The organism is Saprospira grandis DSM 2844, from assembly GCF_000275825.1.
In the GTDB taxonomy this organism is placed as follows: Bacteria; Bacteroidota; Bacteroidia; order Chitinophagales; family Saprospiraceae; genus Saprospira; species Saprospira grandis_A.
Genome location: NZ_JH719942.1, coordinates 4,105,713 through 4,121,349, shown reverse-complemented (window position 1 = coordinate 4,121,349; position 15,637 = coordinate 4,105,713). Strand labels below are relative to the sequence as shown.

The 15,637-nt window shown below is 49.0% G+C and carries 9 protein-coding genes; 4 read left to right on the top strand and 5 right to left on the bottom strand.

All coding sequences use genetic code 11. The annotated features are described in order from the left end of the window. Positions 1-31 precede the first annotated feature (31 nt). From SAPGRDRAFT_RS18235 to SAPGRDRAFT_RS18210, 5 genes are all read right to left on the bottom strand, one after another. Entirely contained in the window at positions 32-1,717 is a 1,686-nt protein-coding gene (locus SAPGRDRAFT_RS18235) for an acyl-CoA dehydrogenase family protein (protein WP_253271371.1), read from the bottom strand. 241 nt (positions 1,718-1,958) lie between these two features. Next, the gene (rocD, locus tag SAPGRDRAFT_RS18230) at positions 1,959-3,239 is read right to left on the bottom strand and encodes an ornithine--oxo-acid transaminase (protein WP_002660902.1); all 1,281 of its coding nucleotides are present in this window, start codon (positions 3,237-3,239) and stop codon (positions 1,959-1,961) included. Between the two features lie 207 nt (positions 3,240-3,446). Continuing rightward, a complete protein-coding gene (locus tag SAPGRDRAFT_RS18225; protein ID WP_002660901.1) occupies positions 3,447-4,421 on the bottom strand; it encodes a T9SS type A sorting domain-containing protein in 975 nt (324 codons plus the stop codon). 12 nt (positions 4,422-4,433) lie between these two features. Then, positions 4,434-5,558, bottom strand: coding sequence for a class I SAM-dependent methyltransferase (locus SAPGRDRAFT_RS18220; RefSeq protein ID WP_253271370.1), 1,125 nt, complete (start codon positions 5,556-5,558; stop codon positions 4,434-4,436). Positions 5,559-5,805: 247 nt separating this feature from the next. After that, the gene (locus SAPGRDRAFT_RS18210) at positions 5,806-9,057 is read right to left on the bottom strand and encodes a S41 family peptidase (protein WP_002660897.1); all 3,252 of its coding nucleotides are present in this window, start codon (positions 9,055-9,057) and stop codon (positions 5,806-5,808) included. Positions 9,058-9,636: 579 nt separating this feature from the next. Here SAPGRDRAFT_RS18210 and smc point away from each other — a divergent pair. The 4 genes from smc (at position 9,637) to SAPGRDRAFT_RS18185 (ending at position 15,584) form a co-directional block, all read left to right on the top strand. After that, the gene (gene smc, locus SAPGRDRAFT_RS18205; RefSeq protein ID WP_002660896.1) at positions 9,637-13,158 is read left to right on the top strand and encodes a chromosome segregation protein SMC; all 3,522 of its coding nucleotides are present in this window, start codon (positions 9,637-9,639) and stop codon (positions 13,156-13,158) included. Positions 13,159-13,191: 33 nt separating this feature from the next. Beyond that, positions 13,192-14,175 carry a hypothetical protein gene (locus SAPGRDRAFT_RS18200; protein WP_002660895.1) on the top strand — a complete coding sequence of 328 codons (984 nt, stop codon included), beginning with the start codon at positions 13,192-13,194 and terminating at the stop codon, positions 14,173-14,175. A 321-nt stretch (positions 14,176-14,496) separates the two neighbouring features. Then, a complete protein-coding gene (locus SAPGRDRAFT_RS18190) occupies positions 14,497-15,033 on the top strand; it encodes a hypothetical protein (protein WP_002660893.1) in 537 nt (178 codons plus the stop codon). Between the two features lie 5 nt (positions 15,034-15,038). Continuing rightward, on the top strand, positions 15,039-15,584 hold the full coding sequence (locus SAPGRDRAFT_RS18185; RefSeq protein WP_002660891.1) for a YkvA family protein: 546 nt from the start codon (positions 15,039-15,041) through the stop codon (positions 15,582-15,584). Positions 15,585-15,637: the final 53 nt, after the last annotated feature.

Here is a 15,637-nt window from a genome sequence, read left to right as displayed (position 1 = left end):
TACATCAAATGGCCCAATAGATATTATGCGCTTAAAAATCCCAAGCTAAAAGCGCTGCAATCTCTTCCCGGCTAGGCAAATACTGCTCCCGATAAGCTTGGACCAATAAACGCTCTTCTTCATAATAACGCAGGGCCAACTCCTGATAATTAGTCTGCATGAGGCTAGCCTGCTCCGCAATACAAGCCCACTGAAAGTAATCAGTCAAACGCTCAAAGAGCTGTTTGGCCCCCAACTGAATGTGGTCCATATCTTTGGTCTCCCTAAGAGCAAACAATTTTTGTTTCAATAGCGCAAAGTCAGCCCTTAGTTTGTCGGTTCCTCTTCGCTGCTTTAGCTGCTCATAGACAAAGTCGAGCAGTATAAGTAAGCCCTTGCTCTTCTGACTGGCCCGCAACATATCTAAGATCATGATATTTCCAGCACCTTCCCAAATGGGCAAAACCATAATGTCTCGCATGACTTTGGGCATCACCCCATCCTCAATATAGCCCAATCCACCCATCAGTTCCATACTTTCCCGAGCTACATAAACGCCCTGCTCTGCTGTGGCCTTCTTAATCATAGGCGTCAAGAAGCGCAACCACTCTTTGGCAGCAGCATCTCCCGCTTCTGCTTGGTCCAATAAACTAATGGCTTTCCAACAACTATAAAACTGGCCCTGATGGATGCTGCCCAATTCCCAGAACTTCATGCGGACCAAAGCATGCTCTAGCAATGCTTTTCCAAAGGTATTTCGATAAGTCGCAAATTGATAGGCTTCGATTAAGGCTCTGCGCAAGCCCGAAATAGCCGCTACCGAATTATACAAACGAGAGAGGTTGATCATATCACTCATGATCTTAAACCCTTGCCCTTCTTCTCCTATTAATTTGGCCCAACTACCCTGCAAGAGATATTCGCCGCTGGCCATAGAACGAGTGCCCAATTTGTCTTTGAGCCGGATGAGGTCCATATTATTAGCACTGCCATCTGGCCGTTTTGGCTCCAAAAGAAAGATGCCCAAACCTCTACTTCCCTTTTCTAAGGGGCCCGTCCGCGCTAAAGCAAAAATGATCTCTGCGCTGGCATTGCTGCAAAACCACTTTTCGCCCTCCAAGGACCAATAACCATTGTCCAAAGGACTCGCCTTGACCAAATTGGCCCCTACATCAGAACCGCCCGCCTTTTCAGTCAAAAACATGGCACCAGTATAAAAATCCTTGGGCTCAGCAGTATAGATTCTGGGCAACAGCCTTGCTTTGTCCTCCTCCGAGGCATATTTATCGATCAATAAAGCAACACCATCCGTCATACATAAGGGACAATATAAACCGCTTTCACTCATAGCATACAAATAGCCCAAGGCAAAGCCCAAACGATGCCGCTGCCCCGCATAACGCTCCCTAAATTCAGGGGCCCATTTTAAGCGAAACATTCCCGAATGCACAGCTATGGCTTTGAGCTCTTCATAAGCAGGATGAAAATCAATCTGATTGATGGTTTCGCCCAAATAGTTGCGCTTGCGCAACTTCGGCCCATTTTTATCCGCAGCTAAGGAGAGTCCGTTCATTGGTCCAGCCGCCAAACGCCCCAGTTGCTCCAAAGCATCCGATTGCTCAGAAAGGACCTGCGCAGGCAAATGCGCATGTAGGTAATCCTCTAATAGCTTATCTGAATGAAAGTAGTTTTGACTAAATTTATGCCCTCGAGGCAAAACGCGATTCTCTTTTTGCATAATCACTAAAATAAATAGCAGGGAATTTTTTTGCGGTCCAACAGGGCGCAAAGCGCCCGCAGGATGAGCGCTGCGGAGTGGGTGGCCCAAAGGGCCAGACCAAAGGCAGGCATCGCCTGCCTGCAGGGCCGAGCAGACCTGCGAGCCCCAAAGCATAGCGACCCGCCTTTAGGCGGGACAGCCCCAAAATATAATGAAAAAAAACGCCTAACTAATCAATTAGCTAGACGCTGATATCAACCTAAGCCTCAAAGGACTTGATGGTCGCTATAATGATGTTGCAGCACTCATCCAATTGCTCAACGGTCATGACCAACGGAGGTGCAAAACGAATGATGTTGCCATGTGTGGGCTTGGCCAATAAGCCATTTTCGGCCAACTTGACGCAAATGTTCCAAGCCGTTTTGCTGTCTGGACTATCATTGATGACCACAGCATTCAATAGACCTTTTCCACGGACCAATTTGACGAGCTCAGTTTGCTCCACCAACTCGGCCTGAAGGCGATCTCTGAAACGCTGCCCCAATGCTCTTGCGTTTTGGGCCAGTTTTTCCTCCTTAACGACATCTAGGGCCGCCATAGCCACGGCGCAAGCCAAAGGGTTTCCGCCAAAGGTGCTCCCATGCTGCCCTGGCTGAATTACATCCATGATTTCTTTATTCGCCAAAACGGCAGAAACGGGATACAAGCCGCCAGAAATGGCCTTACCCAAGATCAAAATATCAGGCTGCGTATAAGTTTCCTGCTTCTCGCAATGCCCGCCACAGCTACAATCGCCGCAGATGCGCAAAAGACTACCCGTTCTGGCAATCCCGGTCTGAATTTCATCGGCAATGAAGAGCACGTTGCGCTGCTTACAAGCGGCAGCCGCCTTGGGAATAAAATCTTCATCGGGCACAAAAACACCTGCCTCTCCCTGAATGGGCTCGACCAAAAAGCCAGCGACCCGATCGCCATATTCTTCTAGCGCCGCTTCCAAGGCCCCTAAATCGTTGTAGGGCACAGAAACAAAACCAGGCGTATAAGGACCAAATTGGCCTTTGGCATCAGGGTCAGAAGAAAAGGAAATAATGGTGGTGGTCCGCCCATGGAAGTTCTGCCCACAAACGATGATAATCGCCTGATTGGCGGGGATCTGCTTTTTCTCATAGCCCCATTTGCGGCAAAGCTTAATGGCGGTTTCTACGGCCTCGGCCCCCGAGTTCATCGGCAGCACCTTGTCCATACCAAAGTATTCGCTCAAGGTCTTTTCATAAACCCCCAAACGATCGTTGTAAAAGGCTCTAGAGGTGAGGGCCAAGGTATTGGCCTGCTCCATCATGGCCGCCACAATTTTCGGATGAGAATGGCCCTGATTCACGGCAGAATAAGCCGAAAGGAAGTCGTAATAACGCTTCCCCTCTACGTCCCAAACATAGACGCCCTCTCCCTTGGCCAAAACCACGGGCAAAGGATGGTAATTATGGGCCCCGTACTCATTTTCTAAGGCCATCAAATCCGCTGATGATAGTTGATCTTGCATAGCTAGCTGTTTATATATTCAATTGTCAGTAAATTTCTTTTCTTTTGGGGCCTCCTGCCTTCGGCAGGCGCTACGTTTCAGGGCTCGCAGCTCTGCTCGGCCCTGCGGCGCTTGCAGCGCCTGGGTCTGGCCCTTTGGGCCACCCTTTCACATCGCTAGGCCTGCGGGCGCTTCGCGCCCTGCAAAACCGCAAAAGCCGTTTTGACCCTAAGGCAGCAAAATTAGCCGGGCCAATTGCCCCTTATAGCCTATAATATAGTTAGCTGCGGGCAATTCTGCCAAAGAAAGGCTAATTTTTGGCCCATTGGGCTGCACGCTCTTGACCAATTGGCCCTGCATGTTATATATATATAGTTTTGCTCCAGCCTCATAGGCTACACTCAATTGTAGTGCTCTCGCCTTGGGCAAGGGATTGGGCCAAATCTTTAAGGGTTCCGCTTCGGCCAAAGGAGTTAGGCCCAATGGCCGCTGATGAATCACCCCCAAGGCATCCAAATCAAAGCCCGAAGAGGGAAAGGGCGTGGGCCAAGGATCGTTAATCAGCTGCCCCCGACTATCATAGCTTCCATATTCGCCAATATGGCCCACTACATCCACTATACGAACATAGGTTATATTGTTAATGTCTACCCGATTAGAATCTGCCAGTTCCAATAAATCGAAGGGGGTCCCATAGTTTGCTCGGTATTTTCCCGCTAAATTATGAATTTTACTGGCCTCCAAGGCCCCAAATCCCCCCACTTGCTGGGCCGTATCGGTTAGGGAGACCGCAGGAAAGCGCACAAAGTCCACTCCATTGGAACTGACCTCTACAAAGGCCAACTCCAAAAAGCTATCACTAAAGCCATTTTCAAAGATGGCAAAATCTGGCCCTGTTCCATCAATAATTGGCGGATGGATGTAGTAAGTGGCTTGGCCGCCATCGCCAAGGCTGAAAACGGTTCCATCTCCAGCGGGGCCCGCCGCCGCAGCGGGCTGCCCATTGCTAGCCAAACCTAGCTGGGCCTGACTAATATCCTGCGGTCCTCTGCTCCAGATATAAGGAGTTACTCCCCAATCGGCCCAAAGGATAGAATCCTTATGCAAGGCTGTGCTTCCTGCCTGCCCAGCGGCAGGCGCATACTGCGCATTTAGATTAAAGGATAAAAAAAGAGCGAGGACAAAGCTCCAAGAATAGTTCATCTGCCTATTATTTTACAATTCTACTCTCAAGACCTCAAAAGCGAGGTTTTGGGCCAGGCAATCTACTCTAGCATAAATGCGCTCTAGATGACTGCTATAATTTAAATGTCGATTGGCCACAATTTGCATGCTTCCATTGGGCTTTAGCAGTGGCTTGACCGCCTGAAAAAGGCCCAGACTCACTTCTATATTGTTTTCATGCCCAAAATGAAAAGGCGGATTGCTAAGGACTAGGTCCAGACTGCCTGCAGGAATATGCGAGAGCTCATCGGTCCAGACCGCAGGGGTATCGGGCAAATTTAGTTGGCTAGAGGCAATGGCCAGATAAGCATCATCGGTTAGTTGGGCCTGCATTTTCGGCGCTCGCTTAAGATATTGATGGGCCAAAATGCCATTGCCGCAGGCGAGGTCCAATAACTGCCCCTCTTCTTCCTGCACTAACCAGTTTTCGATAAAGAAGCGGCTGCCCTTGTCCACCTGCTTGGCCGAAAAAACTCCATAATATTGTTGATAGCTATCACTTTCATAATAAATGCTCCGAGTTAAGGCTTGGCCAGCCAAGGGCTTTTTGCCCCGCATGCTCAAGATGCGTGCTTTTTTCCAAGCTCTAGATTGCTCCACTTGCTCAAAGTATTTTTGGGCCAACTGCAGCATGCTAGGCGTAAAATGCCGAGTCATAAAGGCGGCATGTATGCTCCCATCTTCTTTTAGGGCCAGATGCGCCTGCTGTAGTTGCAGCTCGAAGAGGTCCATAGATTTGGGGACCAGCATAAAGGCCTGCGAGCAAGCCTTGGCCTGTGCTAAAGGGAGGCAATAATTCAATTGGTCCAAATCTAAGCCATTGAGCAAGCAGTTTTTGGTCCAAGCCTTCTTCTGAGAGGCATAATTGGGCACCAACTGCGGCTGCCAGCCCGATAAGGCCAAGGCCCAAGCCCCAAAACGATCATTGTAAATCAATGGCTGTTCTGTAATTGGGAGCTCCCCCTCTTCTAATAGGCGAAGCAGATAAGCCTGAGCGGCAGAGACTGGCACTAAAGAGCGATTGTTGCTCTGCGGATAACGTTGCAGCTTGAAGGGCCGCCCTCTAAACTCAAATTGAAACATAGGTTGATTTATATGGTCCTTGATAAGCTGCAAAATACATTTTTTTGGCCAAAAAAATAATCTACAAAAGGGCCCTTGGGTCTAGCAGGGCGCAAAGCGCCCGCAGGCTGAGCTGCCGAAGCAGGGCCGCCGCAGGCGGCAGACCAAAGCCCGAAGGGCTGCAGGGCCGAGCGAACAGCGAGCTGCGTAGTGGAGCGACCCGACCATAGGGAGGGGCAGCCCCAAAAAAAAGAGACAGCCACCCTAAAGTTACTGCCTCTTCCATTATAGGATGCTTAGTCTATTGCTTATCTATATTTTGAGCTTTGAGTTGCCGCTGCAATTCTTTTACCGCCGCCTCAATTTGCTCATCTCTACCATTGAGCATCTTCTCATAATCGTTTCGGACCATGATGTCGGGCTCTAGTTGCGTATTTTCTAGCAATTGGCCCTCTAGGGTTTCCATGCCCACCTGCGGAATGCCGAAGACCATACCATTTTGTAGGCGCTCCCACCATACGGCGGTGGCCGTACCTGGCACAGGCATACCGATCAGTTTGCCGATGCCCAAGGCCTTGTATACATAGGGGAACATATGGGCGTCGGAGTAGTTGCCTTCGCTCATGAGGACCACCGAGGGGCGCGACCATTTGAACATAGGCTCTGTACCGATCTTTTGTCCTCTTGGGCGGATTTTGAGATAGACCTCTCCGCTGAGGAAGCTGGCCAAGTCGTCATGCAACCAGCCCCCGCCATTGAAGCGAGTATCTACGATTAGGGCCTTTTTGTTGTAATGACGGCCCAAGGCATCGGAATAGACCTGCTGGAAAGCCGAGTTATTCATGCCCTTGACATGCACATAGCCCAATTGGCCATCAGAAAGTTCTTCGACCATTTTGTGGCGACTTTCTACCCAATCCTCATAGCGGAGATTGAACTCTTGGCCAAAAGAAATAGGCTTGATGCGGATGTCTTGGCGGCTCTTTTCTTTACTATTATAGATGGTGAGCAGGATATAGTCCCCTGCCTTGCGGTTGAGTAAGGGCCAGAAATTATCCTCTTTGCCAATTTTCTGTCCATCAATCGCCTCAATGATGTCGCCAGCAGCAACCTTTATATCAGCCTTGTCCAAAGGACTCCCTTTGAGGATTTTAGCAATTTTGATCCCCGCTTTATTATGGGCATAATCCATATAAATGCCCAAAGCAGCAGTTTGGTCTCCGCCTTTTCTGTTGGGAGCATATCGGCAGCCTGTATGCGAGGCATTTAGCTCTCCGAGCAGCTCGCTGGCCATCTCGGCAAAGTCATAGCCATTGTTAATATGAGGCAGAAAGCGAGCATACTCTTTTTTATAGAGCTCCCAATCTACTCCATGAAGGTCCTCTAGGTAGAACTTGCGTTTTACCTGTCTCCAGATATGGTTAAACAAATAGGTTCGTTCTTCGGCAGACTGTAGCTCCATTTCTCCTTTGAGGCGAATTGTTTTTACCTTCTTGCTCTTGAGTTCCATCTCTTTAATTTGTCCTTTATGGCCAAAGTAGAGTTTCTCTCCTTTTTTATCTAGGCTGAGTGAAGAGCCAGAGCCGCCCAGTTTTTGGACAATCTCCGTCTTTTTGCTCCGTAAGTTAGTGGCCCAAAGATCATAGCCTTTTTCAAAGGCGGCCAGATAATAGAGGGTTTCTCCTTCTTTGTCTAAAACGGCATCGGCCAAACTAGCCGAATGAATGGTTAGGCGGGCAATGCGGTCCTCGAGGCCCTCCAATTCGATGTTTAGGGGTTTGAGCTCCTTGTTTTCCGCTGTTTTATCCTTTTTCTCTTCCTTTTTGCTGGCTTTCTTCTTTTCCTCTTCCTCCTCTTTGAGCAATTGGTAGTCTTCTTTGCTCAGGCGGTAGCGGTCATAGGCGTCTTGGGTCAAGAAAAGGGCAAAAACGTCATTTTGGCTTCCCCAGCTGGCATGATTGCGCATGCCTTTGCGGTCCGAGAACCAAATGAGCGATTCTCCATTCATGCTCCATTTGGGGCGGCCATCATTATAGCCACTACGGCTAAGGTTTACAGGGGCGGTTTTCCCATCGGCGGCCACTAGACCAATTTCAGAGATCCATTGGTTTTCTTGCAAGAACTCTAGCAAAAACCACTTGCCATCAGGAGACCATTGGTAGTATTGATCGCCATCGGAATAAGAGTAGTTGCGGTTTTTCTCCAAGATGGTCCGCTCTTTCTTGCTCTCTAGGTTAATGACCTTGAGCCTTGTGCGCTCTTCCAGAAAGGCCACCTCCTTGCCATCGGGAGAATAAGCGGGTTGGAAGGTCTCTTTATCTGAGGCCAAAATAGTTTCTTCTTGGAGCAAGGTAGAGTTAAAGAAATACTTTTCTTCCTTGCGGACCAAGCTAGTTTGGTAGAGGTTCCAGCTTTCTTCTCGCTCCGAGGCATAGAGAATACTGCGACCATCAGGGCTAAAGCTAATGCTGCGCTCCTGCTCTGGGGTATTGGTAATGCGCTTGGTTGTGCCCGCTTCCATAGAAGAGACAAAAATTTCCCCTCTATAGACATAAGCGACCTCTTTGCCATTGGGCGAAAGGGCAAACTCCCCAGCCCGATTGGCCATGACGATTTCCGTCGGGTTGCTCTGCCAATCGCTAGCAATTTGTACCTGCAGTTTTTGGGCGTTGGCGCCAGGCTTTAGAGTATATAGCTCTCCATTGTATTGGAAACAAAGCAGGCCTTCATCAGAAATAGACAAAAAGCGAACGGGATGATTATCGAAGTTGGTCAATTGCTTTTTGTTCTTTTTTCCTCGAATTTCTAGGCTGTAGACATTTAGGCTACCCGATTCTTCTGAAAGGTAGTAGAGGGTTTTGGCATCTTTAGAGAGGACAGGCTCTCTGTCTTCCCCGCCAAAATCCGTCAGGCGGCTAAAGCTTTTGTTTCTAAGTGGCTCATACAACCAGATATCTCTAGTAACGGAAGACTGATGATGTTTGCGCCAAGGGTCTTCATAGCCCTTTTTATCTTGAAAGACGTAAATATCGCCTTTGCGGCTCACTTTGGCGTATTCGGCAGCGGCAGAGGTGATTTGCTCTACTCTTCCGCCTTTACTGGGCACGGCATAAAGCTCGGGCAAGCGGCCATAGGGAAACTGTTGGCTTTTGACATCATCCATCCGCAGAGAGCTAAAGAAGATACGGCGACCATCTCCGCTAAAGTCTGAGGGATAATCATCTGTAGAATGGAAAGTAAGGCGCTTGGGGGCACCACCTTCTGCGGGCATCGTGAAAATATCAAAATTGCCGTAGCGGTCAGAAGCGAAGGCGATGCTTCGGCTATCTTTGGACCAAACGGGCATGAAGTCATGCGCGCTATGCTGCGTGAGCGGCTTGGCCTCTCCACCTGCAGCGGGCATACTATACAAATCGCCTTTATAGCTAAATACAATGCTTTGCCCATCGGGAGAAATAGCGGGATAGCGCATCCAGAGCGCATCTTGCAACTGCGCTTGGGTCCATAAGGGAAGTAAAAAGAGCAACCAAAAGGAAGCAAATATCTTTTGCATAAGTTCTTGTTTTGATGAACTTAGATAATAAGCAGTCTTGGGCAAGATGAGGAATAATATCGACCAATGTTTTTTTAACTAGACGAAAGCGGCTTCTCTTTTATTTATAAACTGCTGCAGGATGATTTGGGGCTGCCCCTTCCTATGGTCGGGTCGCTCCACTACGCAGCTCGCAGGTCTGCTCGGCCCTGCAGCGCTTTCAGCGCTTTGGTCTGCCGCCTATGGCGGCCCTGCTTCGGCAGCTCAGCCGCTCTTCTTTGGTTTTTCAGGCTTGGGGCTCGGCTTCGGCCCTAAAACCTCAGCGCTTTACTTAGGTCTAGGAAACAGCAGCCCTCCTTAGTGGCCGGAGCCTTATAATTAGCGCAAAGAAGAGGGATGAGCGGCTTAGCGCTGTGGAGGGGTGGCCCAAAGGGCCAGACCAAAGGCAGGCATCGCCTGCCTGCAGGGCCGAGCAGGCTTGCGAGCCCCGCAACATAGCGCCCCGCCCTGCGGGCGGGGAAGCCCCAAATTCCCCTTGAAAAGAAATTTGCTTTTCTGCTTGGAAGAATGCATTTTTGTGGGCTCAAATCAAGGGGAAGTATGCGACTAAAAAGTTTAGAAATAAAGGGCTTTAAGAGCTTTGCGGAGAAAACGGTCATCAATTTTTCGGAAGATGTAATTGGGATTGTGGGCTCTAATGGCTGTGGAAAGTCTAATATTGTAGATTCGATTCGCTGGGTGTTGGGAGAGCAAAAAACCAAACAGCTCCGTTCAGACAGCATGACCAGCGTAATTTTTAATGGGACCAGTAAGCGCAAAGCGGCCGCTTTGGCCGAGGTGAGTCTGCGCTTTGAAAACGATCGAGGCGTATTGCCCACCGAATTTCAGGAAGTGACCATCAAAAGAGCGCTGCATAAAGATGGCAGTGGCGAATACTACCTCAATGGAGTCAAATGTAGATTAAAAGACATCAACAACCTCCTTTCTGATACGGGCATGGGCTCGGACTCCTATGCCATTATTGCCCTGGGTATGGTCGATGACCTTTTGCAGGATAAAGACAACAGCCGCCTCAAGCTATTTGAACAGGCGGCGGGCATTTCTAAATATAAAATTCGCAAAAAAGAAACCCTACGCAAGCTCAAACAAACGGCGGAGGACCTCGAGCGGGTGGAAGATTTATTGCATGAGGTGGAGCAACAGCTCAAAACCCTAGAGCGGCAGGCCAAGCGGGCCAAGCGCTACCTAGAGCTCAAGAGCGAATACAAACAGTTGAGCATTGACCTACAGGCCATTCGGATTAGGGGCTTGCGCAAAGATTATTCGGAGCTCGAAAAAAAGATGGCGCAAGAGCAGCAGCAGATCCAAAAACGGCAAGGCGAGCAAGAAGTAGAGCAAGAGCGCTTGCGCTCGGCCAAGCGAGACCAACTAGAAAAAGAACAGCGTTTATCGGCCGCCCAGCAAAAGCTCAATCAGTTGATTGGGCGCATCAAGGGCCTAGAGAACGAGCAAAAGATGAAGGCCCAAGAAGCCCTCTTTTTGCAGCAAAATAAAGAAAAACTATTGGACCGTCTGCGCTCGGGCAAAGAACGCCTAGCGGCGGCCCAACAAAATGCCGACCGCTATGCCCAGCAAAAGAAAACCGAGGAAGAGGTCCTAGAGATCCTTTCCGACGCCCTCTATGAGGCCCAAGAACAAGTGGCTAAAATTCGTTCGGAACATGGCTCGCTTAAACTAGAAGTAGAACAATTTCTGGAAGAGCAAAAAAGCATGCAAGAGCGTTTGGTGCGGGCCGAAAAAGAAATGGCGGTCTATCAAACGGAACAAAATAACCTCAAAAAGCAGTACCGACAAATAGATGAGCGTTTGGCCCTACGTGCCGAAGAGCTCAAGGAGGTCAAGCTAGCCTATAGAGAAAGTGCTACGGAGCTACAGACCCAAAAAGGCATATTGGAAGGGCTGCAACAGGCCGAAGAAATCCGAAAAAGCGAACTAGAAAGCGTAGAGCAACAACTAGAAAGCGAAAGTCAGCTTTTGCAGCAGAAAAACCGTTTATTGGATGCCAAAAGCAACGAAAAAAAGTTGTTGGAGGATTTGGTCAAGAGCATGGAAGGCTATGCCCAATCTGTAAAATTCTTGCATCAGAACGATAGCTGGACCGATAAGCCCATCCTCTTGTCAGACCTCTTCTATTGTCCGGAAGAATATCGCTTAGCGGTAGAAAACTACCTCTCTCCCTACCTCAACTACTATCTGGTCCAAACGGCAGAAGAAGCCTATAAGGCGGTACAGCTACTAGAGGCCGCAGAAAAGGGAAAAGCCAACTTCTTTATCCTAGATTGGATAGCGCCCAAAGACGAAAAACAATTGTCGGTCCCGGGCGCTCGGGCCGTTTTGGAGCTAGTAGATTATGAAGCGGATTATGAAGCCCTGGCGCAACAGCTATTCGCTCAGGTCTATATATTGGAAGAGGGCCAAGAGCGGCCTGCTCAAAGCGCAGGACATTTTCTCTCTAAAGACGGAAAGCGCAGTTTTGGTCCCTACAGCCTAAAAGGGGGCTCTGTTGGCGCTTTTGAGGGTAAAAAGATTGGGCGAAAGAAAAATTTGGCCCTTTTGGCCGAGGAAATTGAGCGATTGCAGACAGCAGTGAGTGGCCTACAGCAAGCCGTAGACGAATTGCGGCTGCGCCAAAAGCAATTGCGCCAAGCCGACCGCAGCCGAGAGATCCAAACCGCAGAAAGAGGCCATCAGCAGCTCTTGCAAAAGCATATTAGCTTGGAGGGAAAACTGGAGGGCTTCGAGCAATTTAAGGCAGAAACCAAAAGTCAAAAGGAACAGCTCCGCACAGAGCTCAAAAAGATACGGAACGACAAAAGGGAAATAGAGGGAGAGCTGGAGTTTCAGGAAGACCAATTGGAGCAACTGCAAAGACGTCTGGGTAAAAAGAATATGGCCTTTAAGGAACAAGCCCAAGAGCTTTCTCAGGCCTCTTCTCAATACAACCAAAAACATATTGAGCAGCTCAGGCAACAAAACCGCCTAGAGGGCCTAGACAAAGAGTGGCAGTTTGCCCAACGGCAGGCCCAAGAGCTGCAGCAACAGCTCAAGCAAGACCAAAAAGCCCTAGAGGAGGGCGAAAAGAAAGAGCAAAGCCTGTTACTGGCCCAAGAAGATAGCCAAAAGCAGCTGCAGGAATTCTATGAAGACCGACAGCTCTACAAAGCTCGCCTCTCTGATGTGGAGCAACAATTCTTTAGTGGCCGTGGCGAAATCCAAACCCTAGAAGAACATTGGGAAGAGGGCCAGAAACAATTGCAAAAACGACAAGAGCTCTTTCAATTGCAAAAAGAACGTTTTGCCGAACTCAAAATGCAGTTGTCTAATATCGCCGAGCGCCTCCGCATTGAGTTTGAGCTGCAGCTCTCTCAGCTCTTAGCACATGAGGTCCAGAGCGAACTGCCCGAAAAGGAATTGGACCAAAAGGTGGAGCAGCTCCGCCTGCGAATCAATAATTATGGGGCCGTCAATGAAATGGCGATCGAGGCTTTTGAAGAGGCCAAGGAACGCTTCGATTTTATTGGCGAGCAGCGGCAAGACCTTATCGAGGCCAAGGACAGCCTGATGCAAACCATTGAGGAAATTGATGATACAGCCAGCAAAAAGTTTATGCAGGCCTTTGAACAGGCCCGTGAGCATTTTATTCGGGTGTTCCGCTCTCTCTTCCTAGAAGATGATACCTGCGACCTGCTGCTTTCTGATCCGCAAAATCCATTAGAGTCTCGCATCGAGATTATTGCCAAGCCCAAGGGCAAACGCCCGCTTTCTATCAACCAGCTTTCGGGGGGAGAGAAAACTCTGACCGCTACAGCTCTACTCTTTTCGCTCTATCTGCTCAAACCCGCCCCTTTCTGTATCTTTGATGAGGTGGATGCGCCTTTGGATGATACCAACATTGCCAAGTTCAATAATATCATCAAGGATTTTTCGGCCAATTCTCAGTTTATTATCGTTACGCATAATAAGAAAACCATGGCCGCAGTAGATGTTATGTATGGCGTGAGCATGCAGCAGGGCATTTCTCGGGTCATCCCTGTCGATTTCCGTATGTTACAGCCCCAATAGGCCCAATTTCTTTATCTCAGAACTAAAATTAGTATGCGTTTTTTCCCTTTGCCCTTTATTTTTGCCCTCTTTTTGGGCCTTCAGCTTGCTGCCCAGCCCTACCAAATTGGGATAGAGACTAATTTTGAGGGCTATTGGCAACTCAAACAGCTCGATAATCAACCTCTGCCCGAAAACGCCAATATTTATATCCAATTTGATGACAATCAACTCTTGCTGGTTAATGGGGAGGACCAAAAAGGAGGGCGCTGGGCCTGGAATCATCCCCAGCGGCAGTTTATTGTGGAAACCGATAGCACTGAAATCTGGACCCTCATGGCTTTTGTTCCCAAAAAGCTGCTGGTTCTCAGAGAGGAAAGCAGCCAAAAGTTACTGACGCTCTCGGCCATGTCCACTCCGCCAAATAGCCAGTTTGTTCAGGCCTATGCCTCGGACCTCATCGGAGAATGGCTGCTTTCTGCCGTGAATGATGTGGCCGCCCAAAATAGCCGCTCGGTCAGCCTACAGCTTTCTGCCTATGGCCGCTTGTTTATTGATGCGGGGACCGAAAAAGATAGCATTTTCTGGCAGATGGGGCCAAAAAGAGAAACGATCCTGACCATGCTGGGACCCAATAATATGGAGCAATCCGAAAGCTGGTCTTTGCTCCAAATCGATAAGGAGAGTATGGAATTTAAGGACCCCAATGGCGCCCGCCTCCGCTTTAGCCGCTATAGCCGCCCCATCTTGCCTTCCGAGATGAAGCAGTTGCTGGGCCGCTGGCGGATCGTGGAGATCTCTGGCCAAGGTCCCGAACAGCTCAATTATCCCGCTTTTGAGTTTTTGGAAAATGGCGAATTGCGCTTTTTTCTCGGCGACCAATCTACCGAAAAAGGGGCCTGGGGCCTTAGCAATACCGGCGACCGCTTTCAGTTTGCTACCTCTGCCGGCAATGAAAGTTGGTCCATTTTGTACTGGACCAATAAGGAAATGCTCCTAGAAATGAATAATCTCAAAATGGTCCTCATCCGAGAGTAGCTGTTTTGGGGCCCGCGGCCGCCCTTCTATTTGGGGCGGCCGCCGCTATGCTGCGGGGCTCACAGGGCTGTTCGGCCCTTCACAAAACTTCGCTAGCGCTCGTTTTGCTCGGTCTGGCCTTCGGCCACCCCTCCGCAGCGCTGGGCCAATTGCTCGCTTCGCTCGCAGGCGGCAAAGCCGCCTTTTGGGCTCCGCTCTTGAGGGCATCCACTTTCTCCAAATCTCTTAAAGTTGTTTAATCGTATGCGTCTAGCTCTATTTATCCTCTTTTTTTCCCTATCTTTTTTAAACCTTTGGGGCCAAAGTAAAGCGATAGACAAAATGCGCAAGAAAGAATTGCGTAACCTTTGCCTAGAACAACAAGAAGAGTTGCGCCAACTTAGGGCCGAAAAAGAAAAGCTGCAAGCCCAATTGGCCGAAAAACAACTGCTCAACAGTTATTTGCAAATGGACCTTATGGATTGGAGCCATTGCTATGAGCAATTGGCCCAAAAACCAGCCATAGAAATTATTATGCTGGACCTCAAGCAGCTCGGCCTTTGGTCCGCTAGCTTACCCGACCAAAAAGAAAAACAAGAGCTCTTTCAATGGCTCATTAGCCAACGACAAGAACAACTCAACCTCTTGAGAGACCGCCTAGCCAATCGCCAACTGCCCCAGAGCGAAAAAGAACGGCTCTTTGGCCTCTTTCAGCAAGCCTATGCCCCCTTTGCCAACAACTGGAAAGGGAAAGATTTTGGACCAAATCTCCAGCTTTGGGAACAAAAAAGCCGAAACTTGCTTTGGCAAAAAACAAGGGCTGATTTATCCAGCAGCCTAGCAGAAAACCAACTTATTGAAGCATCTTACAGCAATTAAATTATATGCAAGAAGAACATAAAGAAGAAGAAAAGGAATTGACCCCCGCCATGAAAGAGTTTGCCGATGGCGATGAACCCTTAGAAGACAAAGGCCTACTAATTTCAGAAACTTGGTTGTATAAGATTTTTGTCAAATCAGCTTACCGTTTTCTCAATAAGCCCTTAGCCTTGCTGCAATTGCTCAAGCAATCTGCTGAGCGCCTACAACGCTACGATAGCGCTCGAGAGCTAGGCGCCGATGTGCTCGAACAATTTTACCTGCTCTTTAGAATGGTCCGAGCCTATGCCAAGGGCGAGTATAAAGGGGTTTCTTTGCAGGGAGTGGTGCTTTCTATTGCGGCCTTGCTCTATTTTGTGGCCCCCCTAGACTTTATTCCCGATTTTCTGGTCATTGGTTTGGTCGATGATATTGCCCTGATCCTTTGGCTGGTTAAGAATTACCAAAAGGAATTGGAGGACTTTCAGTCTTGGGAGGATGCCCAGAAAATACAGATCAAAATTGGGCCTACTCCCATACAGGAGGAAAAGGACCAAAGCCAAGAGCCATAAGCAAACTGTTTTGGCCAAGCGCAAAGCGGCGGGGGCTGCATGTTTTGAACATG

Coding starts and splice junctions, on each gene's coding strand:
- SAPGRDRAFT_RS18210 (WP_002660897.1), bottom strand. CDS start 9,057: ATGCAAAAGATATTTGCTTCCTTTTGGTTGCTCTTTTTACTTCCCTTA.
- SAPGRDRAFT_RS18200 (WP_002660895.1), top strand. CDS start 13,192: ATGCGTTTTTTCCCTTTGCCCTTTATTTTTGCCCTCTTTTTGGGCCTT.
- smc (WP_002660896.1), top strand. CDS start 9,637: ATGCGACTAAAAAGTTTAGAAATAAAGGGCTTTAAGAGCTTTGCGGAG.
- SAPGRDRAFT_RS18225 (WP_002660901.1), bottom strand. CDS start 4,421: ATGAACTATTCTTGGAGCTTTGTCCTCGCTCTTTTTTTATCCTTTAAT.
- rocD (WP_002660902.1), bottom strand. CDS start 3,239: ATGCAAGATCAACTATCATCAGCGGATTTGATGGCCTTAGAAAATGAG.
- SAPGRDRAFT_RS18235 (WP_253271371.1), bottom strand. CDS start 1,717: ATGCAAAAAGAGAATCGCGTTTTGCCTCGAGGGCATAAATTTAGTCAA.
- SAPGRDRAFT_RS18185 (WP_002660891.1), top strand. CDS start 15,039: ATGCAAGAAGAACATAAAGAAGAAGAAAAGGAATTGACCCCCGCCATG.
- SAPGRDRAFT_RS18190 (WP_002660893.1), top strand. CDS start 14,497: ATGCGCAAGAAAGAATTGCGTAACCTTTGCCTAGAACAACAAGAAGAG.